Below are 20,459 nucleotides of genomic sequence, written 5' to 3' on the forward strand. Positions count from 1 at the left end.
TCACCCTCGTTTATTCGTTTCCAGCTACGTCAAAATCCTGAATGTCCATTTTAGGGACGGAAATATAGATTCCTTTAGTTGCGAGATGGTTTTTGATTCTTTTCCTCATGCGTCTGGTTGCACCAAAATGTTCCATTGGTTCAGTTTCGAGCATTATCCTCATGATTGCTTCCCCATTTTCAATACCCTGGAGACCAAGGACTTCCGGCATGGAAACCAACGTCTCTTCATTCCTCCAGTTTTCTTCGAAGTATTTACTGAGAGTCGCTTCCACTTGATCAAGGTCCTCCTCAAGGGAGAGGTTGATGTCCAGCATTGAAATCGCATTGTAACGGGAGAAGTTGACCACTTCACTGATTGAACCGTTTGGCACGACGATGAGCTCACCTTCCCAGCCCTGTATCTTAGTGGATCTGAGGCTGAAGGCGATGACCTCTCCTTCTCCGATTGTCGTACCGGTTGAATTTATCCTTACAAAATCACCTTTATCAAACTGATTTTCCAAAATGATGAAAAACCCTGTAATCATATCTTTAACGAGACTCTGTGCACCGAAACCTACGGCCAGACCGACAACTCCGGCACCGGCCAGTAATGTGCGCACCGGCAGGTTGAAAGTTTCCAGGATCATCATGATGATGACGAACCATATGACTACTGTGGCAGCGTTCTGCAGCACATTGATCAACGTCTGATTGCGTTTTTCGCTGCCTCTGATCTTGGATTTTGCTTTCGATTTATAAGTGAAGAAGTTGTTGATGACACGATTGGCGATTGTAACCAGAATCAAGGCAGCGACGATCAGTACGATAGCCGTCAGGATTCTTCCGCCGATAACCATCCATGTTTCCGGGTTAGTTACATCTTCCACAATCTGTTGGACAAATCCCAAATCCACCGATTCCGGTGTTGTGTTGTTAAGTATTGAAAACAATTTTACACATCCATTCTATGAATTTTCCAGTATTGAAATGATTCTTTTGAATTCCGCTTCATTTCTGAATTCCAAGGAGATCGTTCCTTTTTTACGCTGTTTGCTTATCTCGACAGTCGTTCCGAAACGTTCCTTCAGCTTCGCTTCATGCCGGACGACGAAGCCCGGTTTATCTGATGCTTTCTTTCTTTTCCTTACAGACGGATCAGCCAGGGATTTTACATAAATCTCAAGTGACCTGACACTCATTTCCTCTTCCACTGCCTTTTTCGCTGCCGCTTCCAGCTGCAGTGGATCTTTGAGCGATAATAAAGTCCGGCCGTGTGCGCCTGATAATTCCCGGGCGTTGATCATCTGTCTGACACGGGGCGGCAGATTAAGCAATCTGAGCATGTTGGCGATGTACGGCCTTGATTTCCCCAGCCGTTCCGCCACATCATTTTGTGTAATGCCCAGTCCATCCATCAGCTCGCGGTAGCTCTTCGCCTCTTCCAGGGGGCTCAGGTTCTCCCGCTGCAGATTTTCGATGATGGCAAATTCCATCATCTGTCTATCTGTCAGCTCTTTGATGATTGCGGGAATGGTTTCTTTTTCTGCGAGTTTGCTTGCTCTGAACCTGCGTTCCCCTGCAACGATATCATATCCCTTAACCGATTTCCTCACGATGATCGGCTGGAGTATACCGTGCTCAGCGATGGAATCGGCCAGTTCCTTTAACTTTTCTGGATCGAACTCTGTTCTTGGCTGATAAGGATTACGCCGGATTTCAGAAATATCCAGAATGGCAACTGTTTCATCCTGATCGTCTGCAGGCATTCCATCGAGTCCTTTTGCCATTGCCCGTCACCTCCGTAAATCTTAAACTGCATTGCAGCCATCATTTTTGCCTGGAATCACATATAACATTATATCAGCCTGCAGGCATTTGTGACACCAAAACAAAACACTCACCGGGGTAAGTGCCTGTGAGTGTTTTATTTGAATATCTTTATATTCACTTCATGAAATTCTTTCTGCTCGGAAGTGTCATAGGAGACGTCCATACCTTTGTTTCTGAGCTTTTCGACTTCACGGTTCAGATCATTCAGCATGAATGAAACATCATCTTTAAAATCAATTTCCCCGTTCACATGCTTCAGCCGGTTCTTGACAGCTGTTTCCGTATCTTTGACCGTCAAGTTTTTATCCCTGATATCTGCAAGCAGTTCAGACTGTAACTCATCATCCAGACTCAGCAGGCTCCTTGCGTGGCGTTCAGTGATATCCTGACGCTGCAGCGCTTCGATTACACCATCGGAAAGTTTAAGCAGGCGGAGTTTATTGGCGATGAAAGACTGGCTCTTACCCAGATTTTGAGCAAGGTTCTTCTGAGTGATGCCGTCCATCTTGAGCAGCTTCTGATAGGCCCTCGCCTCTTCGATGCTGGAGAGGTTTTCACGCTGGATATTCTCGATGAGGGCAATCGCCGCCGACTCGGTATCCGTCAGATACTTTACAATGACTTCCGCTTCTTCACGGTTCATCATCTTCAGTGCCCTGAAGCGTCGTTCACCCGCAATGATCTCATACATGCCTTCTTCAATCGGTCTGACTGTGATCGGCTGCAGCAGACCATGCTCTTCAATCGATGCCGCCAGCTCTTTTATACGGTCACGGTCGAAATCCGTACGGGGCTGATAACGGTTCGGCACAATATTCTCCATCGGAAGAAGCTGCAGGGACACATCTTCTTTTTTATCATCACTTTTATCAATGAGACCAAAAAGTCTGGAAAAAGGCTTTTTCATCTGCTTCACCTGCCTGTCATTTTAATGGTGATTTATTCGGAGTTCCGGGTTTTCTCGGGTACTTTTTCGGTGTTTTGCGTATTTTCTCAATATCGAGTATATATCTTTCGCTGTCCTCTTCAGGAAGTACAAAACTGTGTGTCTCTTTTACTTCGCCGCCGAGCAGATCCAGTGCGAAGCTGCTGTCATCTAACTCTTCCATGCCCTTTTTGCCTTTCAGCACGATAAAATGGCCGCCGGTCCTTACCAGTGGAAGACAGAGTTCGGCAAGTACATTCAGCTGCGCGACCGCACGTGCCGTCACAATATCGAAATTATGACGCTGTGCCCCCTGGCCGAATGTCTCTGCACGGTCGTGGACCAGGTGCATCTTATCCAAATCCAGGCTTGCCGACAGCTCATTAAGGAAGCGGATGCGCTTGTTGAGCGAATCGACGATGGTGACCTTCAGATCCGGACGGACGATCTTCATCGGTATGCTCGGAAAACCTGCACCGGCGCCCACATCACATATGTCCGCATCCTGTTTGATGTCGATATTGAAGAGCGGTGTCAATGAATCATAGAAATGTTTCAGATATACTTCCTCTTCTTCTGTTACGGCAGTCAGATTGATTTTCTCATTCCACTCAACCAACATCTCGAAGTATGTCCTGAACTGGCTGATCTGGCGGGCTGTCAGTTCGATGCCCTGTTGCTTAAGTGCTTCTATGAATTGTTGTTCTGTCATGCGTTTACCCTTTTGATGTTCCCCTGTTCAATGTAGACCAGAAGAATGGATACGTCTGCAGGGTTCACACCCGAAATCCTGGACGCCTGTGCAATATCCAGCGGCTTGACTTTTTTCAGCTTATCAAGCGCTTCTGTCGCCAGTGAGTGCACCGCATCATAATCGATGTCTCCAGGGATTTTTTTGTTTTCCATGCGTTTCATCTTTTCAACCTGTGCAAGGGATTTGGCGATGTAACCATCATACTTGATCTGGATTTCAATCTGCTCGTACTCTTCTTGTGTGATCTGGATCTCTTCTTCAAGTATTTCCATGATGGATTCGTAATTCATTTCAGGACGTTTGAGCAGGTCAAATGCAAGGATACCGTCCTTGAGCAGTGTGCCGCCCCTTGCTTCGATTACAGACTGTGTCCGTTCATTCGGTTTGATGCGGACATTTTTAAGACGCTCGATTTCATCTTCGATATGCTGCTTTTTCGCAAGGAATGCATCATACCGTTCCTCAGAGATCAGACCCAGTTCATGACCCTTTTCCGTCAGACGGAGATCTGCGTTGTCATGACGGAGCAGCAGACGGTGTTCCGCCCTGGATGTAAGAAGACGGTAAGGTTCGTTTGTCCCTTTGGTCACAAGATCATCGATCAGCACACCGATGTATGCATCGGAACGGCTCAGGATAAGCGATTCTTCACCAAGCAGTTTTGCTGCAGCATTTATGCCCGCAATAAGCCCCTGGCCGGCCGCTTCCTCGTAGCCGCTCGTACCGTTGATCTGTCCTGCTGTGAACAGGTTTTCGATTTTTTTCGTTTCAAGTGACGGCCACAGCTGCGTCGGCACCAGTGCATCATATTCAATGGCATAGCCCGCACGCATCATCCTTGCATTTTCAAGACCGGGTACTGAAGAGAGCATTTCACGCTGGACGTTTTCAGGCATGCTTGTTGATAATCCCTGGACATATACTTCTTTCGTGTCCCTGCCTTCAGGTTCCAGGAAGATTTGATGACGCGGTTTGTCATTGAAGCGTACAATCTTATCTTCGATGGACGGGCAGTAACGCGGTCCTGTGCCCACGATATTTCCTGAATACATCGCTGAGAGATGCAGGTTGTCATTAATGATCTGATGCGTATTTTCTGACGTGTATGTCAGCCAGCATGGAAGCTGGTCCATGATGAAATCTTTAGTTTCAAAACTGAACGCCCTCGGCACATCGTCGCCGGGCTGGATTTCAGTTTTCGAATAATCGATGGAATCCGAATTGACGCGCGGTGGTGTTCCTGTTTTGAATCTGACTATGTCAAATCCAAGATCTTTCAACTGGTCGGCAAGTGGGACTGAAGGCATCTGGTGGTTCGGACCACTGGAATATTTCAGATCTCCCAAAATGATTTCGCCCCGCAGGAAAGTGCCTGTCGTTACAATGACAGCTTCCGCATCGTAGACTGTACCGATATTCGTTTTAACGCCTTTCACTGTGTCTTCCTCGACGATGATCTCGTCCACCATCCCCTGAAGGATATCCAGGTTCGGCTCATCTTCGAGCACACGCTTCATTTCCTTCTGGTAGAGCGCCTTGTCCGCCTGTGCACGGAGGGCGCGTACCGCAGGGCCCTTCCCTGTGTTCAGCATTCTCATCTGAATGTGTGTTTTATCTATTATTTTAGCCATCTGTCCGCCGAGTGCGTCGACTTCCCTGACGACGATCCCTTTAGCCGGACCGCCGACGGATGGATTACATGGCATAAATGCGATATTGTCCAAGTTGATCGTCAGCATCAATGTTTTAAGCCCTTTGCGTGCAGAGGCAAGTCCCGCTTCGACGCCTGCATGTCCCGCACCAATGACGATAACATCGTATTTCATATTTCCTGTCATAGTTTTCCTCCTTTTATTTTCCAAGACAGAACTGACTGAAGAGCTGGTCGATCAGCTGTTCACTGACATCTTCACCAATCACTTCTCCAAGCAGTTCCCACGTTTTAACAAGGTCGATCTGGATAATATCGACCGGTACGTCCATCTCCGCTGATTCAATTGCATCTGCAATCGTACGTTTGGCATCTTCCAGCAATCCGATATGCCTGTTGTTGGAGACATATGTCGAATCCGTGGACTGGATGCTTCCGTCAAAGAATAATTCCGCTATCCTGTCTTCCAGATCATCGATGCCTGTACTGTTTATAATCGATGTTCTCACAATCTGCATATCCGGGTAGCGGTTTTGCAGCTCTTCGAGATCAAGATTGGATTCGAGATCGAGTTTATTCACGATCACGATCACTTTCTGGTCTGAAATGGAATCGAGGATTTCGATATCCTCATGAGTGAGCGGTTCGTTGTTGTTTACGACATAGAGGATCAGTTCGGCCTGTGCAAGTGCCTGACGGCTGCGCTCCACACCGATTTTTTCAACGATATCATTGGTGTCCCTTATGCCGGCAGTATCAACGAGTTTCAATGGGATGCCGTTGACATTGACGTATTCTTCTAAAATATCCCGTGTTGTACCAGCGACGTCTGTAACAATCGCTTTGTCATCCTGGATGAAATAATTGAGCAGTGAACTTTTACCGACGTTCGGTTTACCGACAATGACAGTACTTAAGCCTTCTCTCAAAATCTTTCCCTGTGAGCTGCTTTTTAGAAGCTTTTCAATCTCAACTTCAACTTTTTTCGCTTCATCCAGAAGAAACGATGTTGTCGCTTCTTCGACATCATCGTATTCCGGATAATCTATATTCACTTCCACCTGGGCAAGGATATTCAAAATGCTCTGCCTCAGACTTCCGACATATGTCTTCAGTCTGCCCTGCATCTGCTGATTGGCCACTTTGGATGCCTCAGTTGTTTTTGATCTGATGAAATCCATGACACCTTCAGCCTGTGAAAGGTCGATTCTTCCATTTAGAAATGCACGTTTCGTAAATTCGCCGGGTTCGGCCATGCGTGCCCCATGTTTCAAAGTAAGCTGAAGCACCCGGTTCACAGTATGAATCCCACCATGGCAATTGATCTCAACTATATCCTCTCTGGTATAAGTCTTTGGCGCCCTCATTACGGCTGCCATGACCTCCTCCACAGATTCACCAGTTTCAGGATCAACAATATGCCCATAATTAATCGTATGGGAATCCACTGACGACAATGGCTTCGCCCCTTTGTACAGGGTGTCGGCAATTTCTACGGCATCTATGCCGGACAGACGCACAATTGCGATCGCACCTTCACCCACCGGGGTTGAAATACTGGATATAGTTTCTAATTGCATAGTGCAGTACTCCTTTTATTTCTTTTCTATCACTAAATATCTGTTCGGCTCGGAACCTTCGGAATATGTTTCAATATCGGCGATGCCACTCAATACGTGATGCATGATCTTGCGCTCGAATGAAGGCATCGGTTCCAGTCTGACCGGCTCATTTGTCCTGAGCGCCTTTTTAGACATGTTCACCGCGAGGTTCTCAAGCGTCTCTTTACGCTTTTCTCTGTAATTTTCGACATCAAGTATAATGATTCCATAACTCTTGAAGATTGAGTTGAAATAATTCTGGGCCACTTCCTGGAGTGCGTTCAATGTCGCACCGCGCTTGCCGATCAGTTTGGCGGCCATCGTTGATGTCATATCTATACGGATTTCATTGTTTTTAATAATTATTTCACTCGTACTTTCAATATTCATATCCCGGATGACCCGGTCCATATACTTCTTCGTTTCTTCTGAAGCGTCCTTGATCAATGTCCTGTTATCCTGCTTGGGACTGTTGATGCGGGCTTCCGTTTCAGAAGTTTCCGGATCCGCCGGCGTATCTTCCGGCTCTGTTTCTGTACCCGTTTCTTCCATAATAGAAGCAGATGCTTCCGCTTCTTCCGTGACTGCTTCTTCCGCGACGATGCTGTCTTCTTTTTCCACGTCCCTCGAAATGAGATCGTCTATGGATGCATACATCTTCAGCTCCGGATTGATGATTGTCAGCCTTACCTCTGCATCTTTTTTGCCAAAACCTAAAATTCCACGCTTACCTTCGTCTTCAACATCAATTTTAATGTCGGATTCGGATACTTTCAGTTCTTCCAGACCTTTGGCGATTGCACGATCGACAGTTTCTTCCTTGTAAATCCTGTACATGGCAGTGACCCCCGTGTCATTTTATACATCTTGCGATTTTCAGCACATGCAATAATGATTTTTCCATCTGATGATAGTCCATCTGACTTACAGGCTGCCTCGCAATCACTACATATTCCCGTGCATCCAGAGAATTCTGGTACTTTTGGAAAAACACCCGGACACGCCGTTTGATTTTATTGCGTTTCACTGCATTTCCGAGCCTTTTGGATACACTGATGCCCAGCCGCATATGATCAGTTTTTGGGTTATCGATCAGATAAACTACAAATTGTCTGTTTGCGAAAGACTTTCCTTTTTTGAAGACAAGCTGAAAATCTTTTTCCTTTTTAATCCTGTATCTTTTCTTCATCATTATTACGCTCTTTCATATGATATTCCATTATACAAAATTCGGCGCCGTTTATAAAATATCTCGCCATATACATAAAAAAAGATCACCTGTTCAGATGATCTTGGGGATTAGGCTGAAAGAACTTTTCTACCTTTTCTTCTACGACGGGCTAAAACTTTACGTCCGTTCTTTGTGCTCATTCTTTTACGGAAACCGTGCACTTTGCTGTGTTTACGTTTATTTGGCTGGTAAGTACGTTTTACCATATTAAATACACCTCCATGATACTTTTACCTGATATATAGCTTCTAAATTAAGCCTCTAAAATTGTAACTATTAAAGAATAACAGAAACACCCCTCGATTTCAACACAAATTTCACTATCAGTCCATCAAAAATTACCGGAAAATCACTGTGGATAACTTTTTATGTGCATAGTGCCTGTGGATAACCATTCCGGGTTTTCGATTCTTCCACACACCATACCCCGAGTTATCCCCAGATACACAGATGTGAATAGAAGGCCTGTGGATAAGTCGTTATTTTGTGCATATCTTTTATCTCCTGTTGATATCATACGGTAAATTCGTTATAATTCTGTTTACGTAATTGTGGAAAAACGTCCTAAATGAGAATGTTATCCACAGAATGTTAATAACCTGTGGACAGTTATTAAAGTTCGTGGAAATCTTTATCCACAGCCTGTGATTTATGTGAATAAGAAAAGAGGACAAACCTATGAGCAGTTTAAATGAAATATGGGAGAATACGCTAAAAGGGATAGAAGAACAGATTGCGACAGCCAGCTATTCAACATGGTTCAAAGAAACGACCATGACGCATCTCGATAATGACAAAGCTGTTGTTAAAGCTGAATCCCAGTTCCAGCGGGACTGGCTTGAAAAGAACTACAGCCAGCTGATACAGGAAAAACTGTATGAAGTCATGGGTGAAAAGCCGGATATCCATGTCGTCACCGAAGATGAACAAACCAGAGGGATGGCCACGCCCGTGAGCCAGGAACAGGAAGAAATGACTGAGTTTCCCGTCCACAACCAGCTCAATGTCAATAATACCTTTGAAACATTTGTCATCGGAAACGGCAATCGTTTCAGCCATGCCGCTTCCCTCGCCGTCGCAGAGGCACCCGCCAAAGCCTACAATCCTCTATTCATATACGGAGGGGTCGGTTTAGGCAAAACACACCTGATGCACGCCATCGGCCACTATGTCCTGGAACACCGGCCGAATGCAAAAGTGGCCTACCTTTCCAGTGAGAAATTTACGAATGAATTCATCAACTCCATCCGGGACAACAAAACCGAAGCCTTCAGGAACAGATACAGGAATGTGGATGTTCTGCTGATCGATGATATTCAGTTCCTTGCAGGCAAAGAATCCACACAGGAGGAATTCTTCCACACATTCAATGCCCTTCATGAAGACAATAAGCAGATTGTCATCTCAAGCGACCGCACGCCAAAAGAGATACCGACGTTGGAAGACAGGCTGAGATCCCGCTTCGAATGGGGGCTCATCACGGATATCACACCGCCGGACCTTGAAACGCGTATTGCGATCCTGCGTAAAAAATGTGAAGAGGAAGAAGTGGAAATTCCAAACGAAGCGATGATCTACATCGCCAACCATATTCAGACGAATATCCGCGAGCTGGAAGGCGCCCTTACGCGTGTTGCAGCCTACTCTAAGCTGGTAAACCAGCCTCTGACACCGGAAATGGTCTCTGAAGCATTGAAGGACCTCGTCACCCAGTCCAGTTCGAAGAAGATCACCATCACGGACATACAGGAAGCTGTCGCAGGATTCTATGATATACAGATCGAGGAATTCTCCTCCAAAAAGCGCACGAAATCCATCGCTTTCCCAAGACAGATCGCCATGTATCTTGCCAGGGAGCTGACAGATTACTCACTGCCGAAAATCGGTGAAGTTTTTGGAGGCAGGGACCATTCAACAGTCATACATGCCCATGAGAAGATCTCAAAAATGCTGAACCAGGATGAGATCTTCAAACAGGAGCTGGAACAGATAGAGAACAAGATCAGTTAACAGATGTGAATAGTGTGGATAAATGTTACACTTGAACCAACAGATTATGCACATGTGGATAACTTGTGTGATATAGGATAATCCGACTTATCCACACATCCACAGGGCCTATTACTATTATTACTTTAATTATTATTAATCTATATATATAAGGAGTCATTATCATATGAAAATCAGCATTAATCGCCAGTATTTCATTGAACAATTAAATCATTGTCTCAAAGCGATATCACCCAGAACTACATTGCCCATCCTTAACGGTATAAAACTGGAAGTAAAAGATAATCAGCTGCTTCTGACCGGCAGTGATTCCGAGATATCTATTGAAATTACAATACCGACAGAAGTTGATAATGAAGAAATACTAGAAATTAATGAACCTGGCGCTGTTGTATTATCCGGAAGGTTCTTCGTCGATATCATCAAGAAGCTTTCAGGGGATTTCGTAGAACTGGAAACAAATGATTCATACCAGACTAAAATCACTGCTTCAAAATCAGAGTTCAACCTGAGCGGGAACGATCCGGATCAGTACCCGCTTCTGCCTGAAGTGAATGATGAAGAAAGCATCGTACTTAAATCGACAGTACTCAAAACAATCATCAATCAGACCAACTTTGCGGTTTCATTATCGGAAACACGTCCTGTACTGACAGGTGTAAACTGGCAGTTCAATGATGAAGGCATCAAATTCACAGCAACCGATTCCCACAGACTTGCACTCCGCAAACTGAACGGAGATCAGTTCGCAATGGAAAGCATGAATGCCATCATCCCGGGAAAATCCCTGACTGAGCTGAATAAAATCATCAATGATTCGGACGACGAAGTGGAAATCCATCTGTCACAGAACCAGGTATTGTTCAGTTATGGAAATATGAGATTCATTTCACGGCTGCTTGAAGGGAACTATCCGGATACGTCAAGATTATTCCCTGAAAACTATGAAACGAAAGTTACTGTGGATAACTCGAGTTTCTATCATGCCATCGACCGTGTATCCCTCCTCGCCAGGGAAGGCGGCAACAATGTAATCCGCATGACAGTGGAAGACGGCAATGTTGAATTATCTTCCAATTCACCTGAAGTCGGAACGGTGAATGAAGATGTGAATACGAATGGCGTGGAAGGCGAAGGGCTTAAGATATCCTTCAATTCCAAGTACATGATGGATGCGCTTAAAGCGATCAATGATGAAGAAGTGACCATCGATTTCTTCGGTACGATGCGTCCATTCACTTTGAGCGCTGCAAATTCCGATGAAGTCATCCAGCTGATTCTGCCAATCCGTACTTACTAAAATAAGAAACCTCACAAAAACTTGCGACTGGGGCCCAGAAATAAAAAATAGGGCTTCTCAGTCGTTTTTTTATTTTCAAAGGGGGAAAACCCTAAAATGCCCATAAAACGCTCTGAGGGCTTTATTTGCGCTTCTGAAGTGAAATTTATCCGAAAATGTAGTATAATATAGAAGTGAGAGTTAGGAGGATGAGTCAATGGAAAGTATCCAATTCGACGATATAATTACGCTGGGCCAGTTCCTTAAGCATGAGGGAATAATCGGCACCGGCGGAGAAGCGAAATGGTTCCTTCAGGAAAATGAAGTGTTCCTGAACGGGGAACCTGAGAACCGCAGAGGTAAAAAGCTTCATGACGGGGATGAGCTGAACCTCGGGGATTTCGGGCATTACAGGATAGAATATCCGAAATGATCCTGAAGAATATTCATCTGGGAGACTTCAGAAACTATGAATCGCTGGATCTTGAATTCCATCCGAAACTCAATGTCTTCATCGGCCGGAATGCCCAGGGAAAAACGAATCTGCTGGAGTCCATCTACTTTCTGGCGCTGGCCAAGAGCCATCGCACCTCGAAAGATAAAGAACTCATCCGTTTCAAACAGGAGGAAGCGTTCGTCAACGGAAGTATTACGACTTCCTACAGCGACCTTCCATTGTCGATCAGTGTGAGTGCAAAAGGTAAGCGTGCAAAAGTGAACCATATGGAAGTCTCCAGGCTGAGCCAGTATATCGGACATTTGAATGTTGTACTTTTTGCACCTGAAGATCTGAACATTGTCAAAGGATCGCCGCAGATCAGACGCAAGTTCATCAATATGGAATGCGGGCAGATTTCTAAAATCTATCTCAACATGCTGAGCGGATATCAGAAGGTCCTGGCACAGAAAAACAATTATTTAAAACAGAAAAACGTCGATCAGGTGATGATCGATGTTTTGAACGCGCAGCTTGCAGAATATGCAAGTTTAATTATTTTAAAAAGGCAGCAGTTCATCAATACGATTGAAAAATATGCCGGGCGGATCCACGGGGATATCTCGAATGGCAATGAAACATTATCTGTCCGCTACAGGCCGAATATTAAATTCGAATCAAAAGATGAAAAGTCCCTGGAACAGGAGATCAAGGCATTGCTCGATGCCACGCTCGAAAAGGAAATCGACCGCGGCCAGTCTCTGATCGGCCCCCACAGGGATGACATATCGTTTTATATAAATGATTTCGATGTTCAGACATACGGTTCCCAGGGGCAGCAGCGGACCACCGCCCTTTCGGTGAAACTGGCGGAGCTGGAACTGATCCGTGAAGAAATCGGGGAGTATCCGGTACTTCTGCTGGATGATGTGTTAAGCGAGCTGGATGAGACACGCCAGTCACATCTGCTCACATCGATCCGCAACAGGGTCCAGACGTTCGTGACGACAACTTCGATCAGTGATATAAATCATACAATCATGGATGAAATGCAGGCATTCAGCATAGATGACGGGAAAGTTAAAGTATAGCGGAAGGTGATAACATGGCTGAAATAAATCAAGATCAATATGGCGCCAGCCAGATACAGGTATTGGAAGGTCTGGAAGCGGTCAGAAAGCGTCCGGGAATGTATATCGGATCAACAGCTTCGAAAGGACTCCACCACCTGGTATGGGAAATCGTCGACAACAGTATCGATGAGGCTATGGCAGGACACGCCACGCGTGTAAACGTAACGATTGAAAAGGACAACTGGATCAAAGTGACGGATAACGGCCGCGGCATTCCTGTTGATATACAGGAAAAGATGGGCCGTCCTGCCGTCGAAGTCATCCTGACTGTCCTCCATGCCGGCGGTAAATTCGGCGGCGGCGGATACAAGGTATCAGGCGGACTGCACGGTGTCGGTTCGTCCGTAGTGAACGCATTGAGTGAGACGCTGGAAGTGTATGTGCACCTTGGCGGCAAGATCCACCATCAGAGCTACAGCCGCGGTGTGCCGCAGTTCGATTTGAAAGTGATCGGCGATACAGACAAGACCGGAACGATGATTCGTTTCAAGGCGGACCCGGAAATATTCACTGAAACGACCGAGTATGAACTGGAAATGCTGCAGCACCGCATCAAAGAACTGGCCTTCCTGAATAAAGGCCTTGAAATCAATCTGACTGACGAACGCGGCGAAGAGGATCAGACATTCAGCTACCACTATGAGGGCGGTATTAAATCCTACGTCGAGCAGATGAATGAGACACGTGAGGTGCTTCATGACGAAGTCATCTACATGCACAGTGAAAAAGATGAAATCGAAGTGGAAATCGCGCTGCAGTACAACAGCGGCTTTACCACCACGCTCTTGTCATATGCAAACAACATCAACACTTACGAAGGCGGAACGCATGAAGATGGATTCAAGCGCGCGCTGACTAAAGTGATCAACAATTACGGTTTCAATAATAAAATCATCAAAGACGGCGAAGATCGTCTGAGCGGTGAAGATGTACGTGAAGGGATGACAGCAGTCGTTTCCATCAAGCATACAGACCCGCAGTTTGAAGGACAGACGAAAACGAAATTCGGCAACTCTGAAGCCAGGCTGATCACCGATCAGCTCTTCACGGAAGGTTTCGAACGCTTCATGATGGAAAACCCGCCGGTTGCCAAAATCATTGTCGAAAAAGGAATCACGGCACAGCACGCAAGGCTTGCCGCCAAAAAGGCGCGGGAGATGACACGCAGGAAATCTGCACTTGAAATTTCAAGTCTTCCGGGTAAACTTGCGGACTGTTCAAGCAAGGATCCGGCAGAAAGTGAACTCTTCATCGTTGAGGGTGACTCCGCCGGCGGTTCTGCGAAATCCGGACGTAACTCAAAAACACAGGCGATCCTGCCGCTCCGCGGTAAAATCCTGAATGTTGAGAAGGCGCGTCTTGACCGTATTCTGAACAATAATGAAATCCGCTCCATGATTACCGCTCTCGGTACAGGGATCGGTGAGGAGTTCGATCTTTCCAAGGCGAGATACCATAAGATTGTCATCATGACGGATGCCGATGTGGACGGTGCACATATCCGCACATTGCTGCTTACATTCTTCTACCGTTTCATGCAGCCGCTGCTCGAAGCGGGATATGTATATATCGCCCAGCCGCCGCTCTATAAAGTCGAACAGGGGAAAAATAAATACTATGTATTCGATGACAGGGAACTTGATAAACTGAGGGATGAGCTTAAAGACACACCGAAGATTTCACTTTCCAGGTATAAAGGTCTCGGGGAGATGAATGCCGATCAGCTGTGGGAAACAACGATGGATCCAGGGTTCAGGTCACTGCTCCAGGTATCACTTTCGGATGCAGTTGAAGCGGATCAGACATTTGAGATGCTGATGGGCGACATCGTCGAACACAGGAAGAACTTTATCGAAGAAAATGCAATGTATGTTCAGAACCTGGACGTTTAAAGATGGAGGTAAATTTGAATGAGTGACGAAAAAGACAGACTGCAGCAGGTCAATATCAGTAAGGAGATGCGTACTTCATTCCTGGATTACGCAATGAGTGTCATCGTCTCAAGAGCACTGCCTGATGTCCGTGACGGCATGAAGCCGGTACACCGCAGAATACTCCACGGCATGCATGACAACGGTATGACTTCTGATAAACCTTTTAAAAAATCCGCACGTATCGTCGGAGATGTAATGGGTAAATATCACCCGCACGGTGACTCTTCCATCTACGATGCAATGGTCCGTATGGCACAGGATTTCAGCTACCGCTACCCGCTTGTCTACGGCCAGGGCAACTTCGGCTCGATGGATGGTGACGGTGCAGCGGCGATGCGTTACACGGAAGCTAAAATGAGTAAGATTTCGATGGAACTCATGAGGGATATCAACAAGGACACCATAGATTTCCAGGATAACTATGACGGTAATGAACGTGAACCGGTTGTACTTCCTGCCAGGTTCCCGAATATGCTCGTAAACGGTTCAAGCGGTATCGCTGTAGGGATGGCAACGAACATTCCGCCGCATAACCTGACGGAAGTGATCGATGCGGTTCTTGCACTGTCGAAAGATGATGAGATTACACTGCCGGAGCTGATGGAATATGTGAAGGGGCCGGACTTCCCTACGTACGGTCTGATCGTCGGCAAGAGCGGCATCCGCAAAGCGTATGAAACAGGCAGAGGATCTGTCATAATGCGCGCAAAATGTGAAATCGAAATGATGAAAAACGGCAAGGAGCGCATTGTCGTTTCTGAAATCCCCTACCAGGTCAATAAAGCCAGACTTGTTGAAAAGATTGCTGAACTGGCAAGGGACAAGAAAATCGAAGGCATCACGGATCTGCGGGATGAAACCAGCCTTAAAGAAGGCGTCAAAATCATCATCGAAATCAGGAAAGATAAAAATGCGAATGTCATTTTAAACAACCTTTATAAACAGACGCCTCTTCAGACATCATTCGGTATCAATATGCTCGCCCTGGTCAAAGGCCAGCCTAAGATCCTGGGTCTCAAAGAGGTGCTCCACCATTACCTTGAACACCAGAAGGTGGTTGTTTTAAGACGTACGAAGTTTGATCTGAAACGTGCGGAAGACCGTGCGCATATTTTGGAAGGACTGAAAATTGCACTCGATAACATCGATGCGATCATCACTCTGATCAGAGGGTCCCAAAATGATGAAGCGGCCAGAACCGGACTGATGGAAAACTTCAATCTGTCCGAACGCCAGGCCCAGGCGATCCTGGATATGCGCCTGCGCCGTCTGACAGGGCTCGAGAGGGACAAGATTGAAGATGAGTATAATGAAATACTCAAAACCATTGAGGAGCTCAAAGCAATTCTGGCGGATGAAGAGAAACTTCTTGAGATCATCCGTGAAGAATTGATTGAAATCAGAGATAAATATGGTGATGCGCGCCGTACGGAAATTACGCTCGGCAGCATCTCCGACATTGAAGATGAAGATCTGATCCCTGAAGAACAGATTGTTGTGACACTCAGCCACAACAACTATATCAAGCGTCTGCCGTCCTCCACCTACCGTGCACAGCACCGCGGCGGCCGCGGCGTCCAGGGAATGAACACCATCGAAGATGACTTCGTCAGCCAGATCGTGACGATGAGTACGCACGATTATATCATGTTCTTTACCAATAAAGGCCGTGTCTACCGCCTGAAAGGATATGAACTGCCTGAACTGTCGAGACAGTCCAAAGGCATTCCGATCGTCAACATGCTGGAAGTCGATAAGGATGAAAAAATCAGTACGATGATTTCCGTGAAGGACAAGGATCCGGAAGAATTTGAAAATATGTTCCTCGTATTCGCGACGAAGAACGGGCTTGTTAAACGTTCCAGTCTTGATAACTTTGAACGGATCAACAAAAACGGCAAAATCGCGATTTCCTTCAGGGGCGAGGATGAGCTCCTTGCTGTGCGTCTGACAGACGGCACGAAAGAAGTCATCCTGGGGACGAAATACGGTGCTCTCATCCGTTTCCCTGAAACACAGATCCGCACGATGGGCCGTACCGCTGCCGGTGTCAAGGGCATCAGGCTCCGTGACGACGATGAAGTCGTCGGACTCGATGTGCTGATAGAAAATCAGGCCATCCTTGTCGTAACAGACAATGGTTATGGTAAATTGACGCATGAAGAGGAATACCGGATTACCAACCGCGGCGGTGTCGGTGTCAAAACGGCGAACCTCACCGACCGTGTCGGTGAACTGATCTACATCGCATCCGTAAATGGTGACGAAGATTTGATGATTGTAACCAATCACGGCGTCATCATCAGACTTGTGATGGAAGAGATCTCCACTCTTGGCCGGAACACCCAGGGGGTAAGACTGATCAAGCTGTCAGACGACCAGAAAGTTGCGACAGTCGCCAAAGTGAAAGAAGAAATCGAAGAAGAAGAGCTGACGCTCGATAATGAAGAAGATGCGGAAGAGGCAGCAGAAGAGATTACAGAAGAGACGCTGACCTCTGAAGACTCATTGGAACCTTCTGAAGATGAAATTGAAGAATAATTTCCCTGCCCCCGGCTCAACGAGCCTGGGGTATTTTTTCGCTTTATTGCCAATCATTCATGTAAACGCTATAATGAAGACAGTCATTAGAGAATTTAGTAGAAATATCAGTGGAATTCCATAGAAAATAAACCGATTCAGAAGAGGTAGTCCGATGAACAGTGAAGTACAGCAAAAGGCATTTGGTAAATATGCGACATTGGCAGCTCTGCTGGGACAGAAGGCAGCACTTGAACTGATGCCGGAACATGAAGAGTTCAAAGTGGTTACAGGCAAAGTTGGATCGATGGACCTTAAAAAGGTCATCTCATCCGTCGAGACTGCGGCAAAGCGCAATGAACTCATCAATCCGGATATTTACCGGGAAACACATGCGCTCTATCATGCAATCATCGAAGCGGCTGAAGGTGTGACGCGGGGAAAATTGAGCGTCGGCGAGGTCATGCGGACCGTCGGCCTTTCATTTGCTGCAGTCAGAGGATATCCATACAAAGACCCGAATGAGGGCGAATGGATTGCAGTCTGCTTTTACGGCACCATCGGTGCACCGATCAAAGGCAAAGAGCATGAAACGCTGGGCCTCGGAATCAATCACATTTAACAGACAATAGAATAATACATGTCACAGACATCAGCTATTAGAGACACTGAAATCCCGGGAAGGGATGACTGTGTCTTTTTTTAATGGAAAAAGGAGGAGTCAAAATGGCAGTTTTAACATTGGAAGGTCATGGTCTGACCATCGCTAAAATGAAATCATTTTTAACAGAAGAAGACAGCACTGTGGAAATATCAGAAGCGGCGTATGAGAATGTACGCGGATCAAGAAAAATCGTCGAGGATATCATCGAACATGAAAAGACCATATACGGCATTACGACAGGGTTCGGTCTGTTCAGCGACGTGAGGATATCAAAGGACAGGACGCAGGATCTGCAGGTCAACCTGATCCGCTCCCATTCATGCGGTGTGGGCGCACCTTTTGCGGAAAATACGGTACTCTCCATGATGGTACTGAGACTCAATACGCTGTTAAAAGGACATTCGGGTGTAACAGTCGGGCTTGTCGACCAGCTGAAGACATTCATCAATGCACGCATCATACCGAAAGTGCCGGAGCAGGGATCACTCGGCGCGTCCGGCGATCTCGCCCCGCTCTCCCACCTTGCGATTGCACTCATCGGCGAAGGTGAAGTTTATTACGGAGGGGAACTTCGGGATTCGAAAGATGTACTGGAGGCACTCGATATCGAACCGCTCACGCTGCAGGCAAAAGAAGGACTCGCTCTGATCAATGGCACGCAGCCGATGACAGCCCAGGGTCTGATCAACTATATCGAAGCGGAAAAACTGATGGCGGACAGTGTATGGATCGCATCACTCACCCATCAGGCACTGAACGGCATCACCGATGCATTTAACGAAAAAGTCCATACATCAAGAGGTTACCCAGAACAGGTGGAAGTGGCCGGAGCGCTCCGGGATTACCTGGAGGGCTCCAAGCTTACAACCAGGCAGGGGGAGGTCAGGGTCCAGGACGGATATTCACTCAGATGCATTCCGCAGGTGCACGGCGCCTCGCTGCAGACGCTTGCCTATGTAAAAGACAAGCTTGAAATCGAAATGAATGCAGCCAATGACAATCCGCTCGTATTTAGTGAAGATGAAGTCATTTCAGGCGGAAACTTCCATGGACAGCCGATTGCTATTGCGATGGATCTGCTGAAAATAGGGACAGCCGAAATTGCCAACATTTCCGAGCGCCGTATCGAACGCCTGGTCAATCCGAGTCTGAACGGTGATCTTCCGGCATTCCTGAGCCCGGAAGAAGGACTGCAGTCCGGCGCGATGATTCTGCAGTATGCCGCAGCAAGTCTGGTGTCAGAAAACAAGACACTCGCCCACCCGGCAAGTGTGGATTCCATCCCCTCATCGGCGAACCAGGAGGACCATGTTTCGATGGGGACGATCGGATCGAGGCATGCAAGGGATATCATAAACAACATGCGCAACGTCCTTGCGACTGAATTGTTCATTGCACTGACAGCTGTCGAAATCAAAGGGGTCGACAGGCTGTCGCCGAAAACACGGGAGAAATTCGACACTTACAGGGAAATCGTGGAATTCATCGATCACGACCGCAATTTCAGTAAAGATATAAAGATATTATCGGACGCGCTGCGGATGATCAATTAATCGATAGCATCAAGAGGTTCTTTATCGAAGTAATCCAGTACGAGATCTATGAATTCTTTTGTCAGCGGGGAGAAGAATCTTTTATTGTCATATGCCAGATAGACAATCCTGAAAGTGGCGGAATCTTCGATTTCACAGATATGGATACTGTCCGGGTCGAGTGACTCCGCATACTTTTCCGGCATGATTGCAATGCCGAGTCCGCTTTTGACAAAGTCGGAGACGAAATCAAAGCGGCCGATTTCAAATTTGATATTCGGTGTGATGCCGACTTTGTTGAATGAATTCAAAATGTCTGTCCGCGTCTGGTAGCCTTCATGCGAAATGATCAGTTTCTCATCTTTCAGGTCCCGGATCTGGATGGAAGTCTTGTTTTTCAGATGATGACCGGGAGGAACGACCGCGACAAGCTTCTCTTCATACAGTGGAATGGAAGTGATCGTTTTGTCATTGATATATTGGTTTGTGATGGTGACATGGACTTCGAAGTTATCAAATGCCCGTCTGATTTCATCGATGCTCAGTACAGGTTCAAGCTCTATGAAAACATCAGGCTGGGAGGCTTTGTAGGATTTCACAACCTGGGCCGTCCAGTATTTGGCACTTTCTATCAGACCGATGGACAAATGTGCAGGGCCGCTTTCTTTCAGGTTCAGGGCAGTATCTTTTACCTGGTTGAAATGCATGACCAGTTTTGTGGATTCCTTATACAGGAGCTCCCCTTCTTTTGTCAGACGGATATTGCGCTGTGAACGATCGATCAGTTTGAATCCGATTTCGTCTTCCAGGCGTTTGATGGATGTGCTGAGTGAAGGCTGGGATATGTGGAGCGCATATGCAGCAGTTGTGAATGATTCTTTCTCGATGACGGTTACGAAATGCAGCAGCTGGTTGATTTGCATGTTTCTCATCCTTTTTAAAAGTTATTGAATGCGATTATCCCGCAATTTTCCC

18 protein-coding genes are annotated in these 20,459 nt (G+C 46.4%); 8 read left to right on the forward strand and 10 right to left on the reverse strand.

Annotated elements, in window-relative coordinates:
* Positions 1-10: 10 nt before the first annotated feature.
* The 9 genes from BM271_RS06865 to rpmH form a co-directional block, all read right to left on the reverse strand.
* Complete coding sequence (locus BM271_RS06865; protein WP_052749790.1) at positions 11-934, reverse strand: mechanosensitive ion channel family protein; 924 nt, start codon at positions 932-934, stop codon at positions 11-13.
* 15 nt (positions 935-949) lie between these two features.
* Positions 950-1,771, reverse strand: a complete 822-nt coding sequence (locus BM271_RS06870; protein ID WP_046788966.1) for a ParB/RepB/Spo0J family partition protein — start codon at positions 1,769-1,771, stop codon at positions 950-952.
* A gap of 137 nt (positions 1,772-1,908) precedes the next feature.
* Positions 1,909-2,721 carry a ParB/RepB/Spo0J family partition protein gene (locus BM271_RS06875; protein ID WP_046788967.1) on the reverse strand — a complete coding sequence of 271 codons (813 nt, stop codon included), beginning with the start codon at positions 2,719-2,721 and terminating at the stop codon, positions 1,909-1,911.
* A 16-nt stretch (positions 2,722-2,737) separates the two neighbouring features.
* Positions 2,738-3,451, reverse strand: coding sequence for a 16S rRNA (guanine(527)-N(7))-methyltransferase RsmG (gene rsmG, locus BM271_RS06880; protein WP_046788968.1), 714 nt, complete (start codon positions 3,449-3,451; stop codon positions 2,738-2,740).
* Complete coding sequence (gene mnmG, locus BM271_RS06885) at positions 3,448-5,331, reverse strand: tRNA uridine-5-carboxymethylaminomethyl(34) synthesis enzyme MnmG (protein WP_046788969.1); 1,884 nt, start codon at positions 5,329-5,331, stop codon at positions 3,448-3,450. The genes rsmG and mnmG overlap by 4 nt, the downstream gene beginning before the upstream one ends.
* Before the next feature lie 13 nt (positions 5,332-5,344).
* Positions 5,345-6,724, reverse strand: a complete 1,380-nt coding sequence (mnmE, locus tag BM271_RS06890; protein WP_046788970.1) for a tRNA uridine-5-carboxymethylaminomethyl(34) synthesis GTPase MnmE — start codon at positions 6,722-6,724, stop codon at positions 5,345-5,347.
* 15 nt (positions 6,725-6,739) lie between these two features.
* Entirely contained in the window at positions 6,740-7,582 is an 843-nt protein-coding gene (jag, locus tag BM271_RS06895; protein WP_046788971.1) for an RNA-binding cell elongation regulator Jag/EloR, read from the reverse strand.
* 16 nt (positions 7,583-7,598) lie between these two features.
* Positions 7,599-7,934: a ribonuclease P protein component gene (rnpA, locus tag BM271_RS06900; protein ID WP_200795333.1), complete on the reverse strand. Its 336-nt coding sequence runs from the start codon at positions 7,932-7,934 to the stop codon at positions 7,599-7,601.
* Between the two features lie 110 nt (positions 7,935-8,044).
* Positions 8,045-8,182, reverse strand: coding sequence for a 50S ribosomal protein L34 (gene rpmH / locus BM271_RS06905; protein ID WP_000240855.1), 138 nt, complete (start codon positions 8,180-8,182; stop codon positions 8,045-8,047).
* 472 nt (positions 8,183-8,654) lie between these two features.
* Between rpmH and dnaA the strand changes: the two genes are divergently transcribed.
* From dnaA to hutH, 8 genes are all read left to right on the forward strand, one after another.
* Positions 8,655-9,986, forward strand: a complete 1,332-nt coding sequence (dnaA, locus tag BM271_RS06910) for a chromosomal replication initiator protein DnaA (RefSeq protein WP_046788973.1) — start codon at positions 8,655-8,657, stop codon at positions 9,984-9,986.
* 166 nt (positions 9,987-10,152) lie between these two features.
* The gene (dnaN, locus tag BM271_RS06915; protein WP_046788974.1) at positions 10,153-11,286 is read left to right on the forward strand and encodes a DNA polymerase III subunit beta; all 1,134 of its coding nucleotides are present in this window, start codon (positions 10,153-10,155) and stop codon (positions 11,284-11,286) included.
* A gap of 196 nt (positions 11,287-11,482) precedes the next feature.
* Positions 11,483-11,698: a S4 domain-containing protein YaaA gene (gene yaaA, locus BM271_RS06920; RefSeq protein WP_046788975.1), complete on the forward strand. Its 216-nt coding sequence runs from the start codon at positions 11,483-11,485 to the stop codon at positions 11,696-11,698.
* Complete coding sequence (gene recF, locus BM271_RS06925; protein WP_046788976.1) at positions 11,695-12,792, forward strand: DNA replication/repair protein RecF; 1,098 nt, start codon at positions 11,695-11,697, stop codon at positions 12,790-12,792. Before yaaA ends, recF begins: the two co-directional genes overlap by 4 nt.
* A gap of 14 nt (positions 12,793-12,806) precedes the next feature.
* Positions 12,807-14,726, forward strand: coding sequence for a DNA topoisomerase (ATP-hydrolyzing) subunit B (gene gyrB / locus BM271_RS06930; protein ID WP_046788977.1), 1,920 nt, complete (start codon positions 12,807-12,809; stop codon positions 14,724-14,726).
* Positions 14,727-14,744: 18 nt separating this feature from the next.
* Complete coding sequence (gene gyrA / locus BM271_RS06935; protein WP_046788978.1) at positions 14,745-17,309, forward strand: DNA gyrase subunit A; 2,565 nt, start codon at positions 14,745-14,747, stop codon at positions 17,307-17,309.
* A gap of 154 nt (positions 17,310-17,463) precedes the next feature.
* On the forward strand, positions 17,464-17,910 hold the full coding sequence (gene hutP, locus BM271_RS06940) for a hut operon transcriptional regulator HutP (protein ID WP_046788979.1): 447 nt from the start codon (positions 17,464-17,466) through the stop codon (positions 17,908-17,910).
* 104 nt (positions 17,911-18,014) lie between these two features.
* Positions 18,015-19,505, forward strand: coding sequence for a histidine ammonia-lyase (hutH, locus tag BM271_RS06945; protein ID WP_046788980.1), 1,491 nt, complete (start codon positions 18,015-18,017; stop codon positions 19,503-19,505).
* Here hutH and BM271_RS06950 read toward each other — a convergent pair.
* Positions 19,502-20,407, reverse strand: coding sequence for a LysR family transcriptional regulator (locus tag BM271_RS06950; RefSeq protein WP_046788981.1), 906 nt, complete (start codon positions 20,405-20,407; stop codon positions 19,502-19,504). The two genes, hutH and BM271_RS06950, sit on opposite strands and share 4 nt — an antisense overlap.
* Between the last annotated feature and the right edge of the window lie 52 nt (positions 20,408-20,459).

Origin of the sequence: Salinicoccus halodurans (genome assembly GCF_900114445.1) — a bacterium.
Taxonomy (GTDB): domain Bacteria; phylum Bacillota; class Bacilli; order Staphylococcales; family Salinicoccaceae; genus Salinicoccus; species Salinicoccus halodurans.